General features: G+C 64.1%; 25 protein-coding genes, 1 tRNA gene and 1 pseudogene. 13 read left to right on the top strand and 14 right to left on the bottom strand.

Annotation, left to right across the window (positions count from 1 at the left end; genetic code table 11):
- Positions 1-73: 73 nt before the first annotated feature.
- On the bottom strand, positions 74-487 hold the full coding sequence (locus tag EKE94_RS09250) for a winged helix-turn-helix transcriptional regulator (RefSeq protein WP_127906280.1): 414 nt from the start codon (positions 485-487) through the stop codon (positions 74-76).
- 107 nt (positions 488-594) lie between these two features.
- Here EKE94_RS09250 and EKE94_RS09245 point away from each other — a divergent pair, with 107 nt between their 5' ends.
- Positions 595-1,341: an SDR family oxidoreductase gene (locus EKE94_RS09245; protein WP_127906279.1), complete on the top strand. Its 747-nt coding sequence runs from the start codon at positions 595-597 to the stop codon at positions 1,339-1,341.
- A 327-nt stretch (positions 1,342-1,668) separates the two neighbouring features.
- Here the strand turns inward: EKE94_RS09245 and EKE94_RS09240 are convergent, their stop codons facing one another.
- The 4 genes from EKE94_RS09240 to EKE94_RS09225 all read right to left on the bottom strand — a co-directional run bounded on the left by EKE94_RS09240 (position 1,669) and on the right by EKE94_RS09225 (position 5,211).
- Positions 1,669-2,337: a LysE family translocator gene (locus EKE94_RS09240; protein WP_164870869.1), complete on the bottom strand. Its 669-nt coding sequence runs from the start codon at positions 2,335-2,337 to the stop codon at positions 1,669-1,671.
- Positions 2,338-3,080: 743 nt separating this feature from the next.
- Entirely contained in the window at positions 3,081-4,091 is a 1,011-nt protein-coding gene (murB, locus tag EKE94_RS09235) for a UDP-N-acetylmuramate dehydrogenase (RefSeq protein WP_164870868.1), read from the bottom strand.
- 11 nt (positions 4,092-4,102) lie between these two features.
- Entirely contained in the window at positions 4,103-4,564 is a 462-nt protein-coding gene (locus EKE94_RS09230) for a group III truncated hemoglobin (RefSeq protein WP_127906276.1), read from the bottom strand.
- A complete protein-coding gene (locus EKE94_RS09225; protein WP_235855952.1) occupies positions 4,564-5,211 on the bottom strand; it encodes a helix-turn-helix transcriptional regulator in 648 nt (215 codons plus the stop codon). Before EKE94_RS09225 ends, EKE94_RS09230 begins: the two co-directional genes overlap by 1 nt.
- Positions 5,212-5,315: 104 nt before the next feature.
- Here EKE94_RS09225 and EKE94_RS09220 point away from each other — a divergent pair, with 104 nt between their 5' ends.
- The 4 genes from EKE94_RS09220 to EKE94_RS09205 all read left to right on the top strand — a co-directional run bounded on the left by EKE94_RS09220 (position 5,316) and on the right by EKE94_RS09205 (position 7,217).
- The gene (locus EKE94_RS09220; protein WP_127906274.1) at positions 5,316-5,918 is read left to right on the top strand and encodes a superoxide dismutase; all 603 of its coding nucleotides are present in this window, start codon (positions 5,316-5,318) and stop codon (positions 5,916-5,918) included.
- Between the two features lie 63 nt (positions 5,919-5,981).
- Positions 5,982-6,326 (top strand): ferredoxin FdxA, encoded by a 345-nt coding sequence (gene fdxA, locus EKE94_RS09215; RefSeq protein ID WP_127906273.1) that lies wholly within the window; start codon positions 5,982-5,984, stop codon positions 6,324-6,326.
- Positions 6,323-6,832, top strand: a complete 510-nt coding sequence (locus EKE94_RS09210) for a flavin reductase family protein (RefSeq protein ID WP_127906272.1) — start codon at positions 6,323-6,325, stop codon at positions 6,830-6,832. The genes fdxA and EKE94_RS09210 overlap by 4 nt, the downstream gene beginning before the upstream one ends.
- A gap of 43 nt (positions 6,833-6,875) precedes the next feature.
- Positions 6,876-7,217: a DoxX family protein gene (locus tag EKE94_RS09205; RefSeq protein WP_127906271.1), complete on the top strand. Its 342-nt coding sequence runs from the start codon at positions 6,876-6,878 to the stop codon at positions 7,215-7,217.
- A 517-nt stretch (positions 7,218-7,734) separates the two neighbouring features.
- On the opposite strand, the gene EKE94_RS09200 is transcribed toward EKE94_RS09205, so the two are convergent.
- Positions 7,735-8,097: a cyclophilin-like fold protein gene (locus EKE94_RS09200; RefSeq protein ID WP_127906270.1), complete on the bottom strand. Its 363-nt coding sequence runs from the start codon at positions 8,095-8,097 to the stop codon at positions 7,735-7,737.
- A 353-nt stretch (positions 8,098-8,450) separates the two neighbouring features.
- Between EKE94_RS09200 and EKE94_RS09195 the strand changes: the two genes are divergently transcribed.
- The 7 genes from EKE94_RS09195 to EKE94_RS09165 all read left to right on the top strand — a co-directional run bounded on the left by EKE94_RS09195 (position 8,451) and on the right by EKE94_RS09165 (position 13,385).
- Positions 8,451-8,909, top strand: coding sequence for a (R)-mandelonitrile lyase (locus tag EKE94_RS09195; RefSeq protein ID WP_127906269.1), 459 nt, complete (start codon positions 8,451-8,453; stop codon positions 8,907-8,909).
- A gap of 87 nt (positions 8,910-8,996) precedes the next feature.
- Positions 8,997-9,272, top strand: coding sequence for a hypothetical protein (locus tag EKE94_RS09190; RefSeq protein WP_127906268.1), 276 nt, complete (start codon positions 8,997-8,999; stop codon positions 9,270-9,272).
- 90 nt (positions 9,273-9,362) lie between these two features.
- The gene (locus EKE94_RS09185; RefSeq protein ID WP_127906267.1) at positions 9,363-10,259 is read left to right on the top strand and encodes a LysR family transcriptional regulator; all 897 of its coding nucleotides are present in this window, start codon (positions 9,363-9,365) and stop codon (positions 10,257-10,259) included.
- A 110-nt stretch (positions 10,260-10,369) separates the two neighbouring features.
- On the top strand, positions 10,370-11,137 hold the full coding sequence (locus EKE94_RS09180) for a carboxymuconolactone decarboxylase family protein (protein ID WP_127906266.1): 768 nt from the start codon (positions 10,370-10,372) through the stop codon (positions 11,135-11,137).
- Between the two features lie 54 nt (positions 11,138-11,191).
- Positions 11,192-11,827: an NADPH-dependent F420 reductase gene (locus EKE94_RS09175; RefSeq protein ID WP_127906265.1), complete on the top strand. Its 636-nt coding sequence runs from the start codon at positions 11,192-11,194 to the stop codon at positions 11,825-11,827.
- A 26-nt stretch (positions 11,828-11,853) separates the two neighbouring features.
- Positions 11,854-12,249 (top strand): (R)-mandelonitrile lyase, encoded by a 396-nt coding sequence (locus tag EKE94_RS09170; RefSeq protein WP_092811685.1) that lies wholly within the window; start codon positions 11,854-11,856, stop codon positions 12,247-12,249.
- Between the two features lie 275 nt (positions 12,250-12,524).
- Positions 12,525-13,385, top strand: coding sequence for an aldo/keto reductase (locus tag EKE94_RS09165; protein WP_127906264.1), 861 nt, complete (start codon positions 12,525-12,527; stop codon positions 13,383-13,385).
- A gap of 286 nt (positions 13,386-13,671) precedes the next feature.
- Here EKE94_RS09165 and EKE94_RS09160 read toward each other — a convergent pair whose 3' ends face one another.
- The 8 genes and pseudogenes from EKE94_RS09160 to EKE94_RS09130 all read right to left on the bottom strand — a co-directional run bounded on the left by EKE94_RS09160 (position 13,672) and on the right by EKE94_RS09130 (position 21,988).
- A complete protein-coding gene (locus EKE94_RS09160; RefSeq protein WP_235855951.1) occupies positions 13,672-16,629 on the bottom strand; it encodes a UvrD-helicase domain-containing protein in 2,958 nt (985 codons plus the stop codon).
- A 123-nt stretch (positions 16,630-16,752) separates the two neighbouring features.
- A complete protein-coding gene (locus EKE94_RS09155) occupies positions 16,753-16,971 on the bottom strand; it encodes a hypothetical protein (RefSeq protein ID WP_127906263.1) in 219 nt (72 codons plus the stop codon).
- A gap of 41 nt (positions 16,972-17,012) precedes the next feature.
- Positions 17,013-17,387, bottom strand: a complete 375-nt coding sequence (locus EKE94_RS09150) for a hypothetical protein (RefSeq protein ID WP_127906262.1) — start codon at positions 17,385-17,387, stop codon at positions 17,013-17,015.
- A 445-nt stretch (positions 17,388-17,832) separates the two neighbouring features.
- A pseudogene (locus EKE94_RS19220) lies at positions 17,833-18,093 on the bottom strand (relaxase/mobilization nuclease domain-containing protein); the annotation flags it as partial.
- 114 nt (positions 18,094-18,207) lie between these two features.
- Positions 18,208-18,486, bottom strand: coding sequence for a hypothetical protein (locus EKE94_RS09145; protein WP_127906261.1), 279 nt, complete (start codon positions 18,484-18,486; stop codon positions 18,208-18,210).
- Between the two features lie 524 nt (positions 18,487-19,010).
- A complete protein-coding gene (locus tag EKE94_RS09140) occupies positions 19,011-20,876 on the bottom strand; it encodes a DUF6538 domain-containing protein (protein ID WP_328590475.1) in 1,866 nt (621 codons plus the stop codon).
- A gap of 124 nt (positions 20,877-21,000) precedes the next feature.
- Positions 21,001-21,075: transfer RNA gene (locus tag EKE94_RS09135), tRNA-Asn, on the bottom strand.
- A gap of 64 nt (positions 21,076-21,139) precedes the next feature.
- Positions 21,140-21,988 (bottom strand): MBL fold metallo-hydrolase, encoded by an 849-nt coding sequence (locus tag EKE94_RS09130; protein WP_235855950.1) that lies wholly within the window; start codon positions 21,986-21,988, stop codon positions 21,140-21,142.
- A 115-nt stretch (positions 21,989-22,103) separates the two neighbouring features.
- On the opposite strand from EKE94_RS09130, the gene EKE94_RS09125 reads away from it, so the two are divergent.
- Positions 22,104-23,426 carry an ATP-binding protein gene (locus tag EKE94_RS09125; RefSeq protein ID WP_127906258.1) on the top strand — a complete coding sequence of 441 codons (1,323 nt, stop codon included), beginning with the start codon at positions 22,104-22,106 and terminating at the stop codon, positions 23,424-23,426.
- Positions 23,427-23,466: the final 40 nt, after the last annotated feature.

The following is a 23,466-nucleotide window of genomic DNA, read 5'->3' as shown; positions in this document are numbered from 1 at the left end:
CCGGGAGTAACGGTCGCTGCTGCCTGCCTGGCGCACGGCCCGCTGCGTCGCCGCATGACCGCTTCAGAGCCGATCACGACGGATCCTGAACCGCTGCCTTTGCGGCGTAGTCACTTCGGGCCTTCTCGATCTTCTCGAAATTCGCCTCCGCCCAGAGCCAGACGCCGCAGAATGCCTTGCTAAGGCCGAGGCCTAGATCCGTCAGCCGGTATTCCACTTTGGGCGGCACGACCGGATAGACCATGCGGGTCACCAGGCCGTCTCGCTCCATCGCGCGCAAGGTTTGCGTCAGCATCTTCTGGCTGATCCCCGGGCAGGCGCGGGACAGTTCGCCGAACCGGCAGCACTCCTGCTCGGTCAGGATCTCGATCAGCAACATCGTCCACTTGTCTGCGACCCGGCCGATGATCTCTTCGACAAGACGGTCCAGTGCGGGATCGGTCCGGGGAAGATTCTGCAGGTCTTCCCGCAGCGAGGTCTCTGTCATCGGCTCCATACTCTCTTTTGGGTAAGTATAAATCTTTGGGGTGCCTACTTTCTTACAGGCAGCAATGGAGACATCTAGGGGCTATCTCGCAAGAAGGACAGTACACAATGGCACTTGCAAATCGAACGATCCTGATCACCGGCGGTAATTCCGGCATTGGTCAGGCCCTTGCCCGGGACCTTCAGGCGAAGGGCAATCGCATTATCATCACCGGTCGAAAGCAGGGCAGCCTGCAAGCGATGCTGGACGAGAACCCCGCGATGGCCGGCTATGCCCTCGACGTCACGGACGAGGCGGCGCTTGCGGCTTTTGCTCCGGAAGTCATTGCCAAGCATTCCGACCTCGACACCGTCATCCTCAACGCCGGGATCATGGAGAGTGAAGATTACACGACGGACCCGGTCGATCTGGACGTGGCGCACCGCACCATCGCCACAAACCTGATCGCACCGATCAGCCTGGCTGCGGCACTGCTGCCCCATATGCAGACCCACCCACGGGCGGCTCTGATCACGGTGTCGTCGGGGCTCGCCTTTGTGCCAAAGGCCGCAAATCCGGTCTACTCCGCGACCAAGGCCGCCATCCATTCCTGGTCCCAGTCGTTGCGACACCAGCTGCGCGATACATCCGTGGATGTCCACGAGATTGCACCGCCGCTTGTCGCAACGGAGCTGACGCCAGGCCAGTCGCAAGTGGCCGCGGCAATGTCGCTTCGGGAATTCACGGATGAAGTCGTGAGCATCCTGTCTCGTGACGACATTCCCGACGAGATCCTGGTGAGCCGCGTGAGTTTCCAGAGAAACGCCGAAGCTGAAGGTCGCCACGCGGCTGCCTTTGCGATGATCAACGGCTGATGGACCTCGACGAAGTGCGCCCGGAGCATCAGAACGCTCCGAGGCGCACTTCGCATGGGGTAAATGCGACGTCCCGGATGCGACTGCTTTGTCCGCACAGCGTACCTTGGCCGTAGAAAATGCTGCGCGACGCATGAACGACTGTTTCGGTGGAGCTGCGCCGCAGCGAGGTCGGCCAGCCCCAAGGTCGGGTTAGGGCCGTGAGCTACGGCCGCTGCTGTCTGCCTAGTGTACGCCCCGCTGCGTCGCCGCATGACCGCTTCGAGCCCGTTTCAACGAACGCTGCGTCCTACTTGATTGTCGGCTCTCTAGACTCGTCTGGAGATTCTATGATCCGCGTTGCAAACGGGCGAGGGAACCGGCGAGCGCCACAAGGATGCCGCCTCCAAGTGCCTCGATCCACTCGATGATCCGCTCACGCATCAGACGGGCCGATAGAGCTGATGCGAGGCCGTAGAAGACGAGAACAGGAAGTTCCAGCAAGACAGAGGTGAAACCAAGGACGACGAGCTGGAGGACCACACTGCCCTCCGGAGAGACGAACTGCGGAAGGATGGCGACGAAGAACGCGATATTCCCGGGGTTCGACGCTTGGAGACTGAAGCCCTGCCAGAAGGACCGAACCGCTGTCTGTCGAACTTGAGGGGCGGCAGCGCGCGCTTCGGAAAGGTTCAATCCCCTATCGAGCGATCGCTCGCGCCAGAGACGTTTCGCCAGGGGAGCGATCATGCCTATACCGAGATATACTAGGTAGGCCGCGCCTATCCATTTGACGATCGTGAATAGCGTCGCGCTCGCAAGGATCAGGGCGCCGACGCCGAGGGCGGACAGGCTGAAGAAGACAGCGTTGGTGGACAATATTCCGAGGGTCGCCATGAAGCCGATCCGGAACCCCTGACGCATCGACAGCCCGACGACGAGGAGCACGGCTGGTCCGGGCGTGAGCGACAGGAGAAATTCCGTCAACGCGAACAGTGCGAGCGTGCCGAGGTCCATCTGAAAATCTCCGTTATCCACTCGAGACATCCTATGCCGTCGCCCGGAAAACTTACCAGTTCAGATCTAAGCGGCATTTCGAATGAAGGCTGGCGAATGTCTGGAAGGTCCGCTCAGCGGACTTTCGCCCTCCCAGCCATGCCGCACGGTGCCACGGATGATCGGTCACAGGAAGCTGCATCGCGGCGAAAGGTGACCCGGCGAACGGCGGCTAAGGGCCGTGAGCGACGGCCGCTTCTGCCTGCCTGCCACACCCCACGCTACGTCGCCGCATGACCGCTTCGAGCCCGGAGCAGTTATGCGGCGCTGCAGCGCGCTGCATGCCCAGCCTGGCGGGCCGCATGGCCCTCTCGGCCCAAACCGGTCGTCGCCGCTCCGCTCTGCCTCTTCACCGAAGCGGCCATTCATGCGGGCCGCAGCATTTGAACGGTCCGAGATCGGCAGTGCGGACCTTCCGGCCATTCAACTTATTAGCGGGAGTTACCGTTTTTTGCGGGTTGGCGACCTATGCGCGCGGCTTACGCTGAGGCTTGCAGCCGTATTCTACGGACGCAGATGTCACTTGGGGCAACCACGGCAAACGGCCTTTCGATCAGGGGATGTCTGGCTAAACTCTTCAGATGGCCGGCGCGAGCACTATCCGAATTTAGTTGAAGACCGGAGCCCCTTGCGGCGCAATTGTTCAGACCAGAGTATACAAACTTTAGAACTTGCCGCCAAAGAAGAGAGCACCGCGCCGGAGGTCAATTCAGACCGCCAATTAGGCCTCTATTGCCAACGCGCGATGGCTCCTGGACAAGATCGACGCCGAACCGCAATCGAACGGCCTTTTGTGCGCTCGCTGCAAGCTCGTCCACGTCGGCCACGGTCGCTCCGCCGACATTAAAGAGGATCAGGGCGTTTGTCTCGCAAAATGCCGCGCCGCCTCGCCTTTTGCCGCGAAATCCACAGAGATCGAGCAGCTTTCCTGCGGGCAACTTGACACCGCCCGATACCGCACGACCGGAAACCTCCGGAATGCGGGACGCGGCGGCCACGGACACGACAGGATTATGGAAGAACGAACCGGCATTTCCGGTCGTCCGCCAATCGGGCAGGCGCGCCCGCCGACGCGCGAGTACTGTGGCCATGATCTCGGCGGGGCAACTCGGATAGGCGCAACAGCCCAGACCGTCGTGCGACAGAACCGGGCTCCACTCGGCCGGCAGATGAAGCGTGATCCCGGTCACGAGGAAGCGGCCGGGCTCTTTTTTTAAACGGCTGTAGCGGTAGCCGAACCCGCAGTCCGGCGCCGTAAGCCGACGCGGAGACCAATTCGCCGTGTCGATGACATCGACACTTTCGACCACGTCGCTCAATTCCACGCCGAAGGCGCCGATGTTCTGGACCGGCGCGGCGCCGGCCGTGCCCGGGATCCCGGCGAGGTTTTCGAGCCCGCCGATGCCCAGCCCGACAGTCCAGCGGACAAGCTCATCCCATGGCTCGCCTGCGCCCGCAGTTATGCGAACGCCTCCATCAGCGCGCTCCAGCCGGCGGCCACGCAGGTCGGCGATCCCGACCACCGCGTCGATCTCGTCGGCCAGCACGCAGTTGCTGCCGCCCCCGAGCAGGTGGAACGGCAGGCCTGCGCGCTCCGCGAATTGCGCCGCCGCGACGATCTGCCCTTCCTCATTCAGAACGCCGCCAAACCGGGCGCGAGAGCGTAACCCGAGTGTATTCCGCCCTCCGAGGTCGAACTCCGGAACCAGCGGCACTGGCGGTGGTCTCATGGATAGGGCTCGCGCGTGAGCTTGGGACGGAACATGAGGTCCTCGCCGCGGGCCATGCCGATATTGATGCGGAACGCCTCGGCGGTGCGCTCGGAGCGCTCGACGAAAAGCTGCGCGGTCTTCGGCGGGCAAAGCTGCGTAACCGTATGCCGGAAGAGCGCGAGCCAGCGCCGGAAGTGATCGTCGTTCAGTTCCGATATCGCGAGGTGCTTGGGCATCGGGCGACCGTCATAGCCGCGCGTGCCCAGAAGGCTGGAGCACCAGAAATCCTCGATCTTATCGAGATGCGGCTGCCAGCGGTCGTCCGGCACCCGGGCGCGGAAGACGGGGCCGATCACCGGGTCCTCGCGCGCGGCAGCGTAGAAATGATGCACGACTTGGCGGATCATCGCCTCGCCGAGGCCCTCGGCCACCGCCTCGGGAGAGCGCGGCACGGGCTGGGGATCGCGCGCGGCCATCAGGTGGCCTCGCGGATGACGTAGGTGCAGCGGCGGCCCCCGCCGACGATGTGCTCCACCCGCTCGACCGAGACGCCGTCGCCCAGCACGTTCTCGAAAACCGCCTTCTCGGCCCGGCAGAAGCCCTGACAGAACGTCGCCGCGGCGCAGATCGGGCAGTGATTTTCCACCAGCCGAAGCTCCCCGTCCTCGCCCTTTTCGGCGGCCGCCATGTAGCCTTCTGCGTTGCGCAGTTCGGCGAGTTTTCCGACGCGGTCGCCGAGGGTCACGCAGTCCGCCATCGCCTCTTCGTAGAGCGCCTGCGTTGTCGCCTCGCGCGCGTTAATGATCCGGTCCAGCGCGTCCTCGCCCAGAACGCCCGAGATGCTGCGCAGGATGTCCACGGTCAGCGCGGCGTGGGTGTCGGGAAACCGGGCCTGCCCTTTCTCGGTCAGGTGCCAGTGAACCGCCGGGCGGCCCCGCCCGGCGGACTTGCGTTCGTCCCCCACGAAACCGTCCTCGGCCAACTTCACGAGCTGCTGGCGCGCCGCCTCTCCGGTGGTGCCGAGGCGCGCGCCCAGCTCGGCCGAGGTCAACGCGCCGTGCATCTTGAGCGCCATGAGAATGCGCTCGGCGGCAGAGCGCGGCGACCAACCCTGTTTTTCCAAGTCATCACTTGACATATATGCCTCAAGAGTTTTCAAAGCGCTTACTTGGTTTATTAGCCCGCCACGCCGCGGGACGCAACCGAACCCACGAGAAGGAGCCCCACATGGCCTTCGAACTGCCCGCCCTGAACTTCGCTCATTCCGCCCTCGAGGATCGCGGAATGAGCACCGAAACCCTTGAGTTGCACCACGACAAACACCACCAGGCCTATGTCACCGCGCTCAACGGTTTCGTCGAGAAGAACGCCGACCTGCAGGGCAAGACGTTGGAGGAGATCGTCACCGCGACCTATGGCGATGCCGAGCGCGAGGGTATCTTCAACCAGGCGGGCCAGCACTGGAACCACATCCATTTCTGGAATGCGCTCTCGCCCGAGGGCGGCCGCATCCCCGGCCCGCTCGAGACGAGGCTTACCGCCGATTTCGGCTCGGTGGACGCGTTCAAGCAGGCGTTCAAGACCGCCGCCACCGGCCAGTTCGGCTCGGGCTGGGCTTGGCTGATCCAGAAGCCGGACGGTGGCCTCGGTGTGACCAAGACGCCCAACGGGGTGAATCCGCTCGCCACTGGCGAGGGTACGGCGCTTCTCGGCCTCGATGTGTGGGAGCACAGCTACTACGTCGACTTCCGCAACCGCCGGCCGGACTACGTCGACAACTTCTTGGACCGGCTCGCGAACTACGAGCTCGCCGAGGCCAACCTCGCCTGAGCCGCTGATCCCCATGCGCGCGTTCAGCGCGCATCGGGCCTTGTCCGAACCCGCGAGCCCGCCATGACATACGTCGTCACCGAGAACTGCATTGCCTGCAAGTACATGGATTGCGTCGAGGTCTGCCCCGTCGACTGCTTCTACGAGGGGGAGAACACGCTCGTGATCCACCCCGACGAATGCATAGATTGCGGCGTCTGCGAACCGGAATGCCCCGCCGACGCGATCCGGCCCGACACTGAGCCGGACAGCGAACGATGGGTCGAATTCAATCGCAAATACGCCGAGATGTGGCCTGTCATCACCGCGGCCGGCGAGCCGCCCGCGAATGCCGATACGATGGACGGCATACCGAACAAGCTCCAGACGCATTTCTCGCCCGAGCCCGGGCAGAAGGACGCGTCATGACGGCCGCCGCCCCCGCAAAGACGGACCAAACCGCGCGCGCGTTCCGCGAGGCCATGGCATCACTCGCGGCGACGGCCTGCGTAGTTACGGCCGCCGACGCAGACGAGCGCATCGGGCGCACGGTGACGGCAACCCTGTCGTTGGCCGTCGACCCACCCTCGCTGCTGGTCTCGATCGACGCCGGCGCAAGACTGTCTTCGCTGATCCGCGCGCGCGGCGGCTTCTCGTTCGCCATGCTGCAAGCCGATCAGCGGACGGTCGCCGAGGCTTTCGCAGGCAAGGTTCCGCACGACCGGCGCTTCGAGCACGGCACGTGGGAGGCTTGGCCATCCGGTCATCCCCGCCTGTGCGGGGCGATGGTGGCGATGGACTGCAGCCTCGCCGGAGAAATCGAGACGGAAGACCACGTCCTTTTCGTCGGGCGGCCGCGGGCCATAGACCTAGCCGAGACCCGACAGCCGCTCGTCTGGCACCACCGTCGGTTCACCACGGTCCGTCCGCTTTGAGCGAGCGGCCCTATTCCTCCAGATACGAAACCGAGGACGATCCATGTCCATGCTCCCCTGGCGCCACATCTTCGCTGGCGCGCTTGTCGCATTCTTCCTGCTGGGTGGCACCTTGAACATCTTCGCCAGCCCAGAGATCCGCGCCGACTATGACCGTTGGGGCTATCCCGACTGGTTTCCCTACCTCACCGGCCTGCTGGAGTGGACCGCAGCCGCCCTGATTGCGCTGCCTCGAACACGCCTGCTCGGGAACGTTCTTGCAGGCTGCGTCATGGGCGCCGCGTCCGCGACCGTTCTTCTGCACGGAGAATTCGGTCACGTAGTGCCGCCGCTGGCGATACTTGCTCTTGTTGCGGCGAACGGATGGCTGACTAGGAAAAGATAACTCTTGGTCAGGTAGCATAATCTTACGGCAATGACTTTCCGAATTTTCGGCCTTGGCGGCGACGTATGAGGGTCTGCGTAGAGACTTGGAGGGAGCAAAGATCTGACATGGCGCAGGAGCCTCCGCGAGTAGCGGCCAAATATGGCTGAACACGTTCTGCATGCCCTCGCCCCCAAAACCGAGAAATGATCACGCATGTGGCACCGGTGGTATTTCGTCCTGCAACCGGCTCCGATCATCACTGGTTTGCTTGTCGAAATGCCGTACGCAAATAAATCTGTCTCCCCTCCCCGAAGCGGCCTTTCGGAGCATCGTGCAGCAAGATTGGCGCAAGGCTACTTAGAATGATAACGGCAAGAACGAGGGGACGGGCACCACGGGATATCCAGTCCTCCGGTAGATCATCTTTCGGATTAACGAACCGAATGGTTCCGGGGAATGGCGAGCTCCTTCAAGGCAGGCACTTGAAGATTTCGTGACGCGCCGAACCACGACACCTCTTGGTATCCAAGAACCTTCAGTCGGGTTGATCGGCGCGTTCAATGCGTATTTCAAATGAGGAATCTTGCAGGAGCGCGTCAACGGCTCCGTCGAACGTTCCGAGGCGGACGAGGCCGCCGGACGGTTGGAAGGGCTTGTAGAAGATCGCGAGATTGCCCCAAGGGGCGTAGAACGTGATGTCGCCCGCAGCGGGCTCGTAGGTGGCCGGCGCCTCGCTGGTGTCGACCGCACGTGGCAGGTCCGAGACCTTCTCGATACCGTGGAAGTCCGACAGCGTGAGGTCGAGCGGCAGCATCGCGGCGAAGTCGCGGCCCACGATTGTATCGTCCAGAGTGGCGGCGAGCGTCGCCTCGCCGACGGTGACGTTGATCGGAATCATTCCAGCCTTCTCCTGCGCGTGGGCCTCGGCCCCCGTGACGAGTGTGGCGCAGAGGCCAAGGGCCGCTATGCGTCGATGGAGCATGGTGCCTCCGCTACCATTCTGATGACAGGACCTTAATCCCATCCCGCTCTGGAGATAACCGGCTGCAGCCGGCATGCGCCGATGAGCGCCGCTCATGAACGCGACGCGCTTGTGCGCCGACGCTCGCTCATGAGACCGGTTCATGAGCGCATCCTGAACCGAACCCATGATCCGAGCCTCCGCCGACCTCATCTCATTACATGGGAGCGCGGTAATGCGCCCCGCCTTCCGGCCTCACGGCCGCCTCTGAGACCAAGGAGACGACCAGAATGACCCGACTTCTCGCCCCCACGCTCGCCCTTGCGCTCGCCGCCCCCGCGGCGTTCTCGCAGTCCATGGAGATCACCCACGCCAAAGACCGCGCTGGCCAGATCGGCAGCGAGGACGTGTTCACCGGCACCGTCTATGTGGCGCCGGTCTTCGATCCCGACATGGCCTCCGTCAGCGCAGGCGAAGTGACCTTCATGCCCGGCGCGCGCTCGGCCTGGCACACACATCCCGGCGGTCAGAAGCTGGTGATCACCCACGGCACCGGCTGGACGCAGGAACGCGGCGGCGAAAAGATCACCATGCAGGCCGGTGACGTGATCTGGTGCCCGCCGGATGTCGAGCACTGGCACGGCGCGACCGCCACCACGTCGGTCACCCACTACGCGATCCAGGAGGTCGTGGACGGCTTGGCCGTCGAATGGGGCGCGCATGTCACCGACGCGGAATATGGCGGCTGACCGAACGCGGTGCGACTCGAGAGTGTGAACCTCAGGCCCGCCGCCGAGTTAGCTCACCTGAACCAAGCCAAGCAAAGGCAATCGACGATGAAAGCCATCTCTTTCCTTCTCGCCGCCGGAACGCTCGCCGCGTGTCAAACGACCGAGACTCCCACCCCGACTGGCAATCTAGAAAACGACATGCTGCCTAGCGCCGAGGTCACGGCATTCGAGCAGGTCGACCAGCGTCTTGGCTACGAGAACGCGCGGATCAGATACGATGCCTCGAACTGCGCTATCTACCAAGCAACCGGCCCGAACGGGCAAGGCTATTCGGAGCCCTTGCGAAGCGCGAGCGGTGACAGGATCTGCGTGGATAGCTGACATCGGACGACGGCTTTGGGAGTCGACTCTTGTCCTACCCAGCCTAGGTCTCTCCGGTATCCTTTCGGTACCGGAGAGGCGAGAGCGGCCGTGCTGCGTGAAAACATCACCGACCTGATTGCCCTTGCCGCCGTGGCCGAGGAACGCAGCTTTACCCGAGCCGCGGCGCGTCTCAACGTGTCGCAATCGGCGCTGAGCCATACGATCAAGGCGCTGGAGGCCCGTCTCGGCCTCCGGCTTTTGACCCGGACGACCCGCTCGGTCGCCCCCACGCTCGAGGGCGAGGACCTTCTGTCGACGCTCAATCCGTGCTTCGAGAAGATCGAGGCGCGGCTTCTTGCGCTCAACGAGGCGCGGGACCAGCCGACCGGGACCGTGCGCATCTCCGCCACGGACTACGCCATCGAGACCCTGCTCTGGCCCAAGCTCGCGCCCGTGCTGCGCGAACACCCGGCGGTGCGGATCGAGCTGGTTAACGATTACGGGTACACCGACCTCGCCGCCTCGCAATGCGACGCCGGCGTGCGCTATGGCGACCAGGTGAGCGAAGGCATGATCGCCGCGCGGATCGGCCCCGACGAGCGCATGATCTGCGTCGGCGCGCCGTCCTACTTCGAGGACCGGGGCGAGCCGGATGTACCGCAGGAGCTGACGGACCATTCCTGCGTGAACCTGCGGTTGTCGAACCACGGCGGGCTCTATGCATGGGAGTTCGAGGACCCGGACGGTACAGAAATCAACGTGAAGGTCCAGGGACAAGCCTGCTTCAATACGATTGGCCCAGTTATTCAGGCGGCGATCGACGGGATCGGACTGGCCCTGGTGCCAGAACGTCTTGCGACACGGGCGCTGGCCGATGGGAGGCTGAGAACCTGCCTCGAAACGTATTGCCCGTCTTTTCCGGGGTTCCACCTGTTCTACCCGAGCCGCTTGCGCCCGTCATCGGCATTCCAGGTTGTGCTGGAGGCCCTGCGGGAACGTGCTTGAGGATTGATGAGCGGCGCTCATGGGCGGCTTGGCGCGGCGGCCCATGACGGATCGGCCGGCGCGGCCCATGTCAGGCGGGTGACAGCAACACGCCTGACAGGAGACGCTCCATGAAGACGCGCCTTGCCGCATCCGCCCTCATCCTCGGCTTCGCCGCAACTGCCGGTTCCGCGCAGGACCTCGGCATTACCCTTCCAGATGCCGTCGGTCAGATCGCGCCCAAGCTCGAAGCCTATGCACAGGACGACCTCTTCGGCAGCGTCTGGACCGACGAGGCGCTCTCCATGCGGGATCGCGCGCTGGTCACCGTCGCGGCCAAGATCACCCGGCACGAGACCGGCGGCCTGTCCGAGCACATCGCGCTTGCTCTCGATGCCGGCGTGACGCCCGCGGAGATTTCCGAGACCATCACGCATCTCGCCTTCTACACCGGATGGGGCAACGCGGTCGTCGCCGCGGAGGCCGCCGCGCCGGTTTTTGAGGAACGCGGCGTGTGCGAGGACGACCTGCCGGCGCTCGAGCCGGAGCTTCTGCCGCTCGACCAAGAATCCGAGGATGCCCGGCAAGAGAACGTCCAGTCGACCTATGGCGACGTGAGTCAGGGCGTCGTGGACAATACCGAGCAGTTGCTCTTCCTCGACCTCTGGCTGCGCCCTGCGCTCGAGCCGCGCGACCGCAGTCTCGTGACCGTGGCGGCACTGATCGCGGCGGGCCAGCCCGAGCAGATGACGTTCCATCTTAACCGCGCGATGGACAACGGCCTGACCCAGGTTGAGGCTGGCGCGATGTTGTCGCATCTCGCGTTCTACGCTGGCTGGCCGCGCGTGTTCTCGGCCATGCCGGTGGCGGCCGACGTCTTCGAAAGCCGCTCGGAGTAATCCCGGCGTCGGCGGGGCCACCCCGCCGGCTACGCGACGTGACAGGAGACCGACATGAAAATCGCCATCCTCGGATCGGGCCTGATGGGCGCCAAGCTCGGGCGCCTCTGGGCCACCTGCGGTCACGACGTGACTTTTGCCTACTCCCGCGACCGCGCCAAATTGGACCGTCTCGCAAAAGAGACCGGCGGCGCCGCGGGCTCCGTTCGCGAGGCGGTCGATGACGCAGGTGCGGTGTTGCTCGCCGTTCACTGGTCGCGGACCGGGGACGTGCTGGAGCAGGCCGGCGATCTTGCGGGGCAGGTCGTGCTGAACTGCTGCGTGCCGCTCAATGACGACGACAGCGCACTGGTTCTCAGTCCCGGGACCTCGGGGGCGGAGGAACTGGCGCGGATGCGGCCCGACGCGCGGTGGGTGTCGTGCTTCAACACCAGCCCATCGGAGTCGTTCGAGCTGGTCTTCGCCCGCAAGGACACCATGCCCCGTCCGCACCTCATGTTCTACGGCGACGACGACGCAGCAAAGGACGTAGCCGGCTCGTTGATCTCGGACATCGGGTTCGAGCCGCTGGACGCTGGCGGTCTGAGCACCGGGCGCTACGCCGAACCCTTCGCCATGGTCACCGCGGTCCTTGCCTACGGACAGCCGGGCGGACCCGCGCTGACCTACCGTTTCAACAAGCTGCGCTGAGTGCGGCCGTACAGAAGGAGACCCCCATGAAGATCACACGCGCAGGCCAGACAGCCTCCGCCCCCGGGCCGGAGGACTATTTCACCGGCACCGTTCGTCTCGACCCGATGTTCCAGGCCGAGGACCCCGGCCGTGTCGCGGGCGCCCACGTCACCTTCGAGCCAGGCGCGCGCACCGCGTGGCACACGCACCCCGCCGGACAGACGCTTATCGTCACCTTCGGCCGCGGTCGCGTGGCCCGCGAGGGCGGCGAAATCGAGGAGATCAGCCAGGGCGACATCGTCTGGTTCCCGGCCGGCGAAAAGCACTGGCACGGCGCCGCACCGGACACCGCCATGAGCCACATTGCGATCCAGGAGAGCATCGACGGCTCGCCAGTGACGTGGATGGAGAAGGTCTCGGACGAGGATTACCAGGGCTGAGCGCCGACGGGTCCGCATCCAACTTCGTTCCGAGAACTGAACGCCCCGCCCGATAATCGGCGCGGGGCGTTTCATGTGTACGACGCGATCATCTCCGCACGTCTCGTGAACTTGCTACGATTGTGATCATTGATGAGCAAGCCTCATGAGCGAGTGGATCTCTGCTTCGATTATCCTGACGGCCGGTCGCCCTTATCTGTCGGTCATAGAAGGCGGCTCCGGCCGCCACAGGCAAACCGGGTCCGACGGTGGCCCGACCGCGAAAGGAGACGGAAATGATCCTGCAAGAGACGCAGACCCTGCCGAACGGCGTCGAGATTCCCAAACTGGCGCTCGGCACCTGGATGATCGACGATGACAAGGTGGCGGACGCGGTCAAGGCCGCCGTGGAGATCGGCTACCGCCACATCGATACCGCGCAGGCCTACGGCAACGAGCGTGGCGTCGGCGAAGGCATCCGCTCCTGCGGCGTCCCGCGCGACCAGCTTTTCGTGCAGACCAAGCTCGACGCCGGAGTGAAGGACTACGAAGGCGCCAAGTCGGCCATTGAAGGTTCGCTCGAGACGCTCGGTCTCGATTACATCGACCTTTTCGTGATCCACAGCCCCCAGCCGTGGGACCAGTTCGGCAGCGACAACCGCTTCTTCGAGGGCAACCTCGCCGCGTGGAAGGCGATGGAAGAGGCGCTCGAAGCCGGCAAGGTCCGCTCCATCGGCGTGTCGAACTTCCAGAAGGCCGACCTCGACAACCTGCTTCGGAACGCGACGGTCAAGCCCATGATCAACCAGGTTCTTGCCCACGTCGGCAATACGCCGTTCGACCTGATCGCGTATGTTCATGATCATGACATGCTGGTCGAGGCCTACTCCCCCATCGGCCACGGCAAGATCCTCGAGAACGCGGAGATCAAGGAGATCGCCGCCAAGTACGACGTGAGCGTGCCGCAGCTGAGCATTCGTTACGTGCTGCAGCTGGGCCTGCTGGCGTTGCCCAAGACCGCGAACCCCGAACATATGAAATCCAATGCCAACGTGGACTTCGAGATTGCCGACGCGGACATGGAAGCGCTCAACCGGATCACCGCCAAGGATTACGGCGACGCCAGCGTCTTTCCCGTCTACAGCGGAGCTGCCTGAAGATCTGACAGCTATCCAGTCTGACCTGAACATCCCGAACTGACGATACTCTGTTTTCCCGGCCTGCCTTGTGCAGGCCGGGTGTTCGCATTCCAGAAGCGTGCGTAGATATCATCTGGCACGCGCTCCGGACCTAGAAAAGCAATGTCCGATTTGGAGTCCGAAACGCATCTTTTCGCAGATGCAGCGAATGGCCGCTTCCCGCCCTCGTGTCTCGTTGCCAACCGGACGGTTGCGCAGCGTTCAAGCGCTATCTCCGGCTTGGCTTGACCAAAGCGTTGTCCAGCTAGCCACTTGTTCGCTTGCCCGCTCGCCGTTCCTTCTTCGACTTTCCTGCGCAATCAGGGAAACGGACGCAGCCCAGGAAAGCCCCGTATCTTCCCCTCCGTTCCACGAGCCAGCCGTCGATGCATTCCGGACACGACGCTTGGACGGCTCCGCACTCCCCGCAAATCTGCTCGCCTTTGGGTTCCTTGCGAACCGGAAGCCCGGTGCCGCAAGCGGGACAGGCGGGCATGCGATTGCCGCAGTGCTTGATGTGCTCGCAACGGTACCAGCCTGGGCCATTTACGCCGGGCATGAACAGCAGGCGCCCGCCGCATTGCCCGCATGTATGGGTGCGCTCTTGGGCCTCGCTTGGGCTGGCTACGTCATAGGCGGGATCTTTCAACAGCTCAGTGACGAAGGCTGAAGGGCGCGCCTCGGACGCCATGATCGTGAGCGTTCGTCGCGCCCGAGTCATGGCAACATACATCACGCGGCGCTCTTCGGCGTTGGCGAAGGGTTCCGCTTCGGGCGAGACAAGTGCGAGAAGGGGGTCGTCGACGATCATCGATGGAAAGCCCATGCGTGCGCTATCGGCGCCAAGCAGGACAACGTGGTCGGCCTCAAGGCCCTTTGAGGCATGGATGGTCTTGAAGGTGATCGTCATGTTCGGATGCCGCCGCCGGAGGTTGCGCATGTCGGGCTCGATAAAGCGGTAACGGCCCAGCAAGAGCACCGTAGCCTTGCGACCGGGAGGGGCAGGTTCTGCCGCCAAGGCTCTCAGGGTGTCGTCCAACACCTGGTCGCCGGTATCGCGCCGGGTCCATGCAATCCGGATCGCGGGATGCTCTGCCTCGCCGGCAGGAACAACCGTCTTGGTGATCTGCGCCGGGTTGCACAGCACGAAGCGCCGGGCGGCCAGGGCGATCTTGTCGATCGACCGGAACGTCCGTCCGAGGTCGACCGTGCGGTGGACACCGGTGTGGCCGGCGAAGACGCCGCCGAACTCGCGACCGAAGTTGCGCATGATGTGGATGTCGGAACCGGCAAACCGGTAGATGGACTGCCAGTCGTCGCCGACGGCAAATATCCTCGCCTCCGCATGCTGGCTCTTGAGCGCCTGGATCAGCCGCGCCCGGCCGGTCGAGATGTCCTGGAATTCGTCGACAAGGATATGGCGAAATGGGCTGTCGTAACGCCCGCTTTCCACCAGCGCGGTCGCGCGGTTCACCATGTCCTCAAAATCGATGCGCTCGCCCAGTCTGTCCTGATACTCGCGGTACACCGCCCCGAAGATCTTGAGAAAGGCCGCGCCGCGTTTGCCCATCTTCAGGGTCGCGGCCTTCGTCTCGCAATCACCCAGATGATAGCCGCCGTTCTTGAAGTGCCGCAGGAAGGTCGCGATCAGTGAGGTGAAGCCGTCGACGACACCAAGGGACGTCACGCTGTCGTAGACCTCGAGGGCAGGGCGCGGGCGGAGCGTGACATGCGACGCGACCTTCTCTGCCAGCGCCTCGAGAAGGCGGCCTTCCTCGTTCTCCCAGCTATAGGTTTCGATCAGGGTCGTGCCGTGTTCGGCATGGACCTGGCGTTTCCACGCCATGCCCTCCAGGTAGGCATCGCGGTCGATGAAGGGGGCGGTCGTCAGCTCCTCCGTACCGTCCTTCCGCGTCGTCTTGCGGACGCCGAAATGCTCGAGATAGACGCCGCTCTCGGTGAGCCGGAAGTCCGGTGTGTAGGCGCGCCTGCCGGTCCCGGTCAGCTTGCGCTCGTAGGTCGGCTCGTATTCGTAGGCGATGCCATTCAGGTACAGCCAGTTGGCGATCATCAGCTCCTCGAAGCTGGAGACGGTGTCGCCCTTCAGGCTTCGCAGGTTCCGGCTTTCAACCTCGGAATACCACTTGTGGGCGGAGTCGTAGTCCCATGCATTTGGGATATCGTCGAAGAAGCCGGCGAACCAGCCCACCACGGTTCCGGCGATGTCGGCCATCCGGCTCACGATGTCGCGCAGGATGTCCTTGATCAACTGGAGGAAGGCCTTGTCGTCGGTCGCCGTCGGTGCGAGGGGCGGCTTTTCGCCCTCGACCGTACCGATGATCTCGTAGGCCAGGGCGTGGAAGGTGCGCGCCATGATCGGCACGCCACACCGCGCCTCGATGCGCTCGGACATCTCGGTGGCGGCATCCTTGGCAAAGGCCAAGAGCAGAAGTTCATGTGGCTGCCGTATACCGGCTTTCACCAGATAGGCGGCCTTGGCGGTGATGACCGAGGTCTTGCCCGAGCCCGCGCCGGCAAGGACCAGCGTTGCATCCTCGTCGACGACGACGGACAGCCGCTGCTCCGGCGTCAGCGGCATGGACTCGACGGTATCGAAGAACTCTTTCCACTCCGCCAGCTGCTGGTCGACGAAGGCTGCGATCGCCGCATCGCGGAGTTGCTCTGGATTGCGCCCGAGCTCCATGATCGGAGCCAGCCGCGCCATCGTTGCCTTGCCCAGGGCCGCCGGGGTGAGCTTCTTCAGGACGCGGGCGTCGAGGTCGGCGGCATGGCTTGCGACCGGGGCTACCAGGCAGGCGGCGGGATAACTCGCCGGTGCCTTCAATCCCTCGATCGCCGTCATCAGGGCGGCAATCGCGTCGTCTTCCTTGGAAAGCTGGGCAAGATTGTAGCCTGACCAGGCTGTCTCGACAGCTTGCGCGAATGCTCTGGCGGCAGCCTCCTGGACCCCGGGCAGCAGGACGCAGGACTGGTTGCCGAGATCCAGAGTGAGGCGGGCGGAGACACGGCTACGCTGCACGACGGGAGCTGTCGCGATCTCCGAGAGGTGAATCCTGGCATGCGCGCCGCCGGACGCCGCAATCGTGTCGTCCTCGAGTGCCAGCGCTCGCGGGTGCTTGCGGAAGGGGTCAGACAGGAAGGCCGGCAGTGGGCGCGATACGAGTTTCATCGAAATCCAGTGGTCGAGTTCGGTTTCCGACATACCAGACGTACCCCAGGGGGGAAGTGTCTCTTATCAATGGCCAGTGGGGGCACGCACGGTGAGGCATCGGTCTGCTGCCGCAGACGTCTCGTGGCATCCGTCCAAGGGGATGGAGCGGTCTTACTACATCGGCTCCGGGGAGTGGTCGTCTGACGTTCCGGGTATCTCGATGTCCACCTCCCCGAACTTCTGACGCCAGGCTTCGGCGAACTGCGTGACTTCACCTTCCTCACGCGCGTTGACCAGGACGCCGCCGATCACCTCGGCAACGCTTCCATCCCGGAACGTTACCTGGATCCCTGATTTGTCCGAGCGGCGCCAGCGCCAGCCACTGAAGCGCATATGCAGAAGCCGGAGAAGCTGCCTGAGCTGGTGACCGAAGGTCAGTCGACCGGGCTGAACATCAGGCCGTGGATCTCGGAGATCTGCTGCTTCAAACTGAGGTTCTCCGCCCGGATATCCTGAAGCTGCCCCGAGATATCCTTGAGCAACTGTGACAGTGCGGTGTTGGTTTCGTTCGCCTGATTCAGGGCTGCGCGGTGCTCGTCCCTCAGCTGTGTCGCCTTCCGCAAATCCTCGGCGATCCTCTGGAGCGCCTCGATTAGAGCTTGGCCAAGTTCCGTCATCGGATGGTCCGGCTCGTTCAGCAGATCGAGCAGACGGAGCAACTGGGTTACCTTCTCGTCCGTGGTGAGCATCGCCTTCAGCAACACTTCGTATTCCTGGGGCAGGGTCAGAGTTGTCGGTTTCTTGTCCATGTTCAAACTCCATCAAGGGTTTCGCGTGGGGCCGGAGAGCCGCGAGAACAATCTGGGCGCTGAGGCGCATTCGAAGGCGGTGAAGGGCATCTGCATGAGCGAGGCGCCCCTCGAGATGTCGCGGCTCCCAGGCCGGCCCCAACTCGCCTCCGAAGATTTGGGCTCCATCCAAGCTGAACAGGTGGCTTGTGGTCCCATGCGTATTCTGAGTCGTTGTGCGCAGAATGGCGGGGGATTGATGTGCCAGGGCACGATCGAGGTCGTCGAGGGTTCTTGGCCTTTCGGTTGTGAAGATGGCTCTGAGGGCCTCGCTCAGCCTTTTCTTGGGCGCCGTGGTTAGCCGACGGGTGATGATCGGTGGGTCGAGGCGCGGGATCTGCGCGTTGAAGTAGTCGGGTACAGGCAAGCCGAGGCGCCGGGTCAGCATCTGGTGATTGCGACTTGTCCTGATGTCGCCGGTCTCGGGGCGCAGGCGGGATCCGTCAAAGCCACGCAGGGCGATGGCAACATGCACATGGTCGCAGTTGGCATCCGTATGACGGGCCGCGACCCACGGAGTGCGCAGGGCGGGCAGGCCCATAAGGTGGAGCTGCGCCATGACAATCGCATGCCATGTTTCGCGACTGGCCCGCAGTCCTACGGGCAGTGACAATGTCATGTGCATCACTCCCGCACCATCCGCGAGGTTGTCCAAGCGGTCGCGCATGGACACGGGATCTGCGCGGAGGATGGTGCCGCCGATGAACTCCGCACCGTCGCGGAGATCATAGTCGGGCAGGACGCCGGCCGTTTTGTGGAAGGTGTTATGCGCGCGCATAGATCAGCTTTTCTTAACCCTGCGGAGCTCCAGCGTGAGTTCTCCGAGGAGAAGCGCCAGGTGGTCGAGCTGTTTGGGAGCGATATCTTCGGTGTTCAGCGTCACACCGACCTGACCTACAAGATCCGCGATGGCCTGTGTGCCGATTTCGGGTTCCAGAGCCCGCCTGCGGATGAACACAGAGCGGCTCTCCGATCCCGCAGTCCGGCGCAGCGTTTCCAGCAGCGAGAACTCCTCCTGCGAGAAGCGCACCTTCACGTGCTTTTCCCGCAGAAGGCTCATGCAAGACCCCAGTCGGTGTGACCGGCGATATGGGGGGACGTAGGGTGGGGTCGGGCGCAGATGATGGCAGGATTGTCAGTCAAGGCGTTCGTTCTTTCTCGCAGTTTCTCTGGCCGAGATGATAACTGTTGCAGGGTTGCCCAGCTGAGCCCGAATGGCGGTGCGAGACCGCCTCACGTCGCTATTATGTGGATAACCGCGCTAGCCTGGTGAGCTTAGTGGCTGGTGAAGCGCCCGGCATGTGCCGGCTGAGATGACCTTGGCGGAAAATCCGTACTTTCCGCCAAGGGGGCTCAGAGACCAGACTGGCCAAGCCTAACATGTTTATCGGATCGCAATTGTCGCTTAGGGCCGAGCAAGGGGCACTTGCGCGCGAAAGAACCTAAGGGGGAGGGCTCTCGGGCGGGCAATCACGAGCCGAAGCATCCGATATGTCGAAAATGATTTTCTGATCCTGATGCTACGATCCGCGCCATTCGTCATCATGTTCGGTAGGCCCGCCAGGCAGTGATATCGTCAGCGCGTCAGAACAATCGCGGCAGCTTCGCGACCACGCCACTCATCACGGTCATCGACGTGGCAACATCATATTGCTCGTCATGCACGTCACCGCCGCTGTGTCCGACAAGGTCACGGCGCTGCTTCTCGCTGACCTCGGGCAACTCCTTCAGGTGGGCGATGGCATAATGGCGGAACGAGTGGAAGCAGAGCTCCCTCGGGTTGCCGTCCAGCTGCAGCACCAGCGCCTTCGCCCAGTTGTAATAGATCTTGTCTCCGAAGGACTGGCTCTCATTTGTCGCGATCAACTCGGGGAAGAGGGCCGAGGCGCCACGCTGACGCATCTCTTCAACATGTCTGAGAAAGCCCAGCTCCATCAGATGCTCGTGAATGGGAACCAGGCGCTCCGAACTGAAGGTCTTGACCCCGCGGTGCATGTTGTCCCGGATGTGGTAGCAGGGAATGCCGTCGACGGACACGACATCACGGGGTTCCAGTCCGAGAACCTCCTCCCGCCGGGCGCCGCTGTAGCCAGCCAGGATCGGCCCCCAGTAGAGTCCATCCGCCTTTACGATGTTGCCGCGCTCATGTCGCCGCGACGTTGACCTACACCCAGTCCAGATCGGATGTCGGAAGACCTGCTGAAGTTCCGGCAAGGTAAAAGCTTCGCGCTTGTCGCGATTGCGCTTTTCCTCCCGGACGCGGAGCAAACCGAGCTCGATCGAGTCCGAAATCGTGATGCTTTCGCTCTTGGCGAACTGGAAGATGAGCTTGAACCGGTCCAGGTGGCCGTTGATCGTTCGGGGCGAGAGGCCGACCTTCTTTTCGGGAAGATCCTCGGCGCGTGCCAGAAGCTCATCGATGGTTCGCTCCGCGTCCTTCGGGCTCTTCCCGTAGCTCGTCGGAAGGCGTTGCAGGACCGACTTGTAGAACTTGAGATGGCCCTGCGTGATTTCTCGTACGTCGGTGATGCCCGTGGCCTTGATGAAGAGACGCGCCTGCGATGCAAGCTGCTTTCTGGTGTCTTCCTTGATATGATCGCGATCCCTCTCGGCATTGATGCGCTCAACGAGTGCGACGATGTCCGGATCAAAACTGAACTCTGGCCTCTGGGCCGAAATTCGAATTGGGGCAGGTGCTCCGATCAGTGTGGCTTCCTCGGAGATGTGAAGGGGCTCTCGGGTATCGCTGATCTCGGCAGGCGCGCTGTCGAGGATTTCCCGCGCAAGGGCGCGCGCTTGTTCAAGGCTCGGATCTTCTTGACCTTCAGATGCGGACCAGGCCGCGGCTTTTCCCGCCAGCAGCAGTTGCCGCAGAGAGAGAATCGTCTCGGTCGCAGGGTTCAAGGTCTCGCCTGTAGCCGTCTGAATGCTGTCCCGCGCGGCGCGAAGCATCTTGTTGACGCCCGCCTCGGACAGCACATCGCGCGACAGGACGCCAAGCATCGTCTCCAGCGACGCGATGTCCGCCTCGTTCGAACCCTCGTTAAGTACGGTACGTCGGTCGTGATCGGAAAGCTCCGCATGCAGTCCCTTGCTTGCCAGATGAGACCAGGCGCGCGCCGTCGCCCAATCGAGACGCTGGTCTTCCTCGCATGAGCCCACCGGGTCCATCCGGCTGATCATGCGCTGGCGCTCGATGCGGTCAAGCTCGCTGCGCACAACCGAGGTCAGCCAGGCCTTGGCCTGGGCGGGGGTCAGCTTTCCATCGGTGATTGCATCCAGCATCCGGTCGCACTCGTAGTTCAATCTGCGTGCGATGATACACGCGATCGACCGGTCCGTGGTGCGCAGAGACAGCTGCCAATGTCGGGTTTTTGTGGAAAACTCAGGCACACGCCGACGCCAGCTCCAGGTTGAGCCGCGTTGTAGGAGGTAAGGGGTGGTCGCCAAGATGCGGCCTCCAGGATTGGAGACGAGCGACCCGCATTTCAGGAACTTGTGCTACAGTGCTGTGTGACACTGTACTTGCCAAATTCAGCCTATGCCTTGATTATCAATGGCTTAGTGGGTGAATTGGCTCCGGCGGTAGGGATCGAACCTACGACCAATTGATTAACAGTCAACTGCTCTACCGCTGAGCTACGCCGGAACACGGGGGCGCATATAGCAAGACCCGACAGGGGCGTCCAGTGGGCTTGGGAGCAAAAAAGCGATTACCCGACGTCCGCCTGTGAAAACAGGGCCTCGGGAGACAGCGCGGGGGTCGCCTGGACGCGGCCTCGGGCGTGCAGGGCCACGAGATGGGCGAAAAGGTTGCGCGCCGCCGCAGGGTGCAGCGCGGGGTCGGTGCCCGCGTAGATCGCGGCAGTCAGTCCGGCAAGATCGGCCGCACCGCGGGACAGATGCGCCAGCACCGCGGCCTCCCGCTCCTGCCGGTGGCGGATCAGCCAGTCCAGGCGGTCCGCGGCCCCTGCGACCGGTGCGCCGTGACCGGGCAAGAGGATCGCCGGGTCCCGCCCCCGCAACCTGCGGCAGGAGGCGATGAAATCGTCGACGTCGCCGTCCGGCGGCGAGATCAGGGTGCTGGCCCAGCCCATCGCCAGATCGCCCGAGAAGATCGCGCGATCGACCTCGAAGCTCAGGTGGTTGCCGAAGTGGCCGGGCGTCCAGAGCGCAACGATGCGGCGCCCCGCCATCGACAGGACCTCACCGTCCGCCAGCGCCCGGTCGGGGGCGCCGACGCTGGCCACCCCCTCCCCGGCCCAGCCGTGGCCCGCGGCGGCGAGCGCGCGCATCGCAGGCGACCGCCCCGCCGTCGCATCGCCATAGGCCAGCACCGGGGCGCCGGTGCGTGCCGCCAGCGGGCGGGCCAGCCCGGCGTGATCGGCATGCGCATGGGTGACGAGGATCGCCTCGGGCCGCCGGCCGTCCAGATGCGCCAGTATCGCGGCCAGGTGCGCCGGGTCGTCGGGCCCGGGGTCGATGACGACGGGCCGCGCCGCGACGAGGATCCACGTATTTGTGCCGGACCCTGTCAGGGGGCCGGCATTGGGCGCGATCACGCAAGAGACGCCTTCGGGTAGCCCTGGCCAGACCGCATCCCCCCTGCCCTCACCCTGTCCCGTCATCGCCATTCCGTCTTTCCGTGTCGGCCCCTGCTGCGCTAAGGCATAGGCCATGTCGATGCACTGGCTCAAACGCTCCATGCCGCGGTCGCTTTACGGCCGGGCGGCTCTGATCCTGCTTCTGCCGGTGGTGACGATCCAGCTGGTGTTGTCGATCACATTCATCCAGCGGCATTTCGAAGGCGTCACCGACCAGATGACCGGCAGTGTCGAGCTGGAGCTCAGCCTGCTGGCCGACCGCATCGATGCCGCGCCCACGCCCCGGGCGGCGCGCGAGGTGGCGCAACCCCTGGCGCGCGCGCTGTCGCTGGACACGACGCTGCCCGACCCCACCCCCGTGGCCAGCGCCACGCGGCGGTTCTACGACCTGTCGGGCCGGGTGGTGATCTCGATCCTGCAGGAACGGCTGGAGGGCCTCCGGGGGATCGATCTGGCGACCGACATCTCGCAGGTGCATCTTACGGTCGACACGCGCAACGGCCCGGTGGCGATCCGGTTTCCGCGCTACCGCGTATCGGCGTCGAACCCGCACCAGCTTCTGGTGCTGATGGTGGTGGTCAGCCTGCTGATGACGCTGATCGCCTACCTGTTCCTGCGCAACCAGCTGCGCCCGGTCAAACGGCTGGCAGCGGCGGCCGAGGCGTTCGGCCGCGGTCGCGTGGTGCCCTATCGCCCCTCGGGCGCGACCGAGGTGCGCGCGGCGGGGCACGCGTTTCTCGACATGCGGATGCGGATCGAGCGTCAGACACAGCAGCGTACGCTGATGTTGTCGGGGGTCAGCCACGACCTGCGCACCCCCCTGACCCGGATGAAGCTGAGCCTTTCTATGCTGGACGACAACGCCGAGACCGAAGACCTGTCCCGCGACGTCGCCGAGATGGAAGAAATGCTGGCGACGTTCCTCGATTTCGCCCGGCTCGAGGCGCTGGACGACAGCGTCGAATGCGACCCGGCCGAGGTTGCGGGCGAGGCCGTGGCGCGGGCGCACCGCGCGGGCCACGCGGTCGCGTTGGGCCGGATCGACGGGGCCGAGCCCGTGATGCTGCGGCCGCAGGCGATGGCGCGCGCGCTCGACAACCTTTTGGGCAACGCGGTGCGCTATGGCACGCGCGCGCGTCTGAGCGTCGCGGTGACCGAACGCGCGGTTGTCTTCAGCGTCGAGGATGACGGCCCCGGCATTCCGCCCGAGGCGCGCGACGAGGCGATGAAGCCCTTTCAGCGGCTCGACACGGCGCGAAACCAGAACCGCGGGGGCGGCGTCGGGCTGGGCCTGGCGATCGCCGCCGATATCGCCCGGCAGCACGGCGGCGTGCTGCGGCTGGGCGACAGTGCCGACCTGGGCGGCCTGAGGGCCGACATGGTGCTGGCGCGGTAGGCCGCACCGCCCCGCCCCGCGCCGCCCAACCCCGCACCGC

The sequence above is a fragment of the Mesobaculum littorinae genome (assembly GCF_004011175.1).
Taxonomy (GTDB): Bacteria; Pseudomonadota; Alphaproteobacteria; order Rhodobacterales; family Rhodobacteraceae; genus Tranquillimonas; species Tranquillimonas littorinae.
This window is presented reverse-complemented; position numbering and strand designations above follow the sequence as displayed.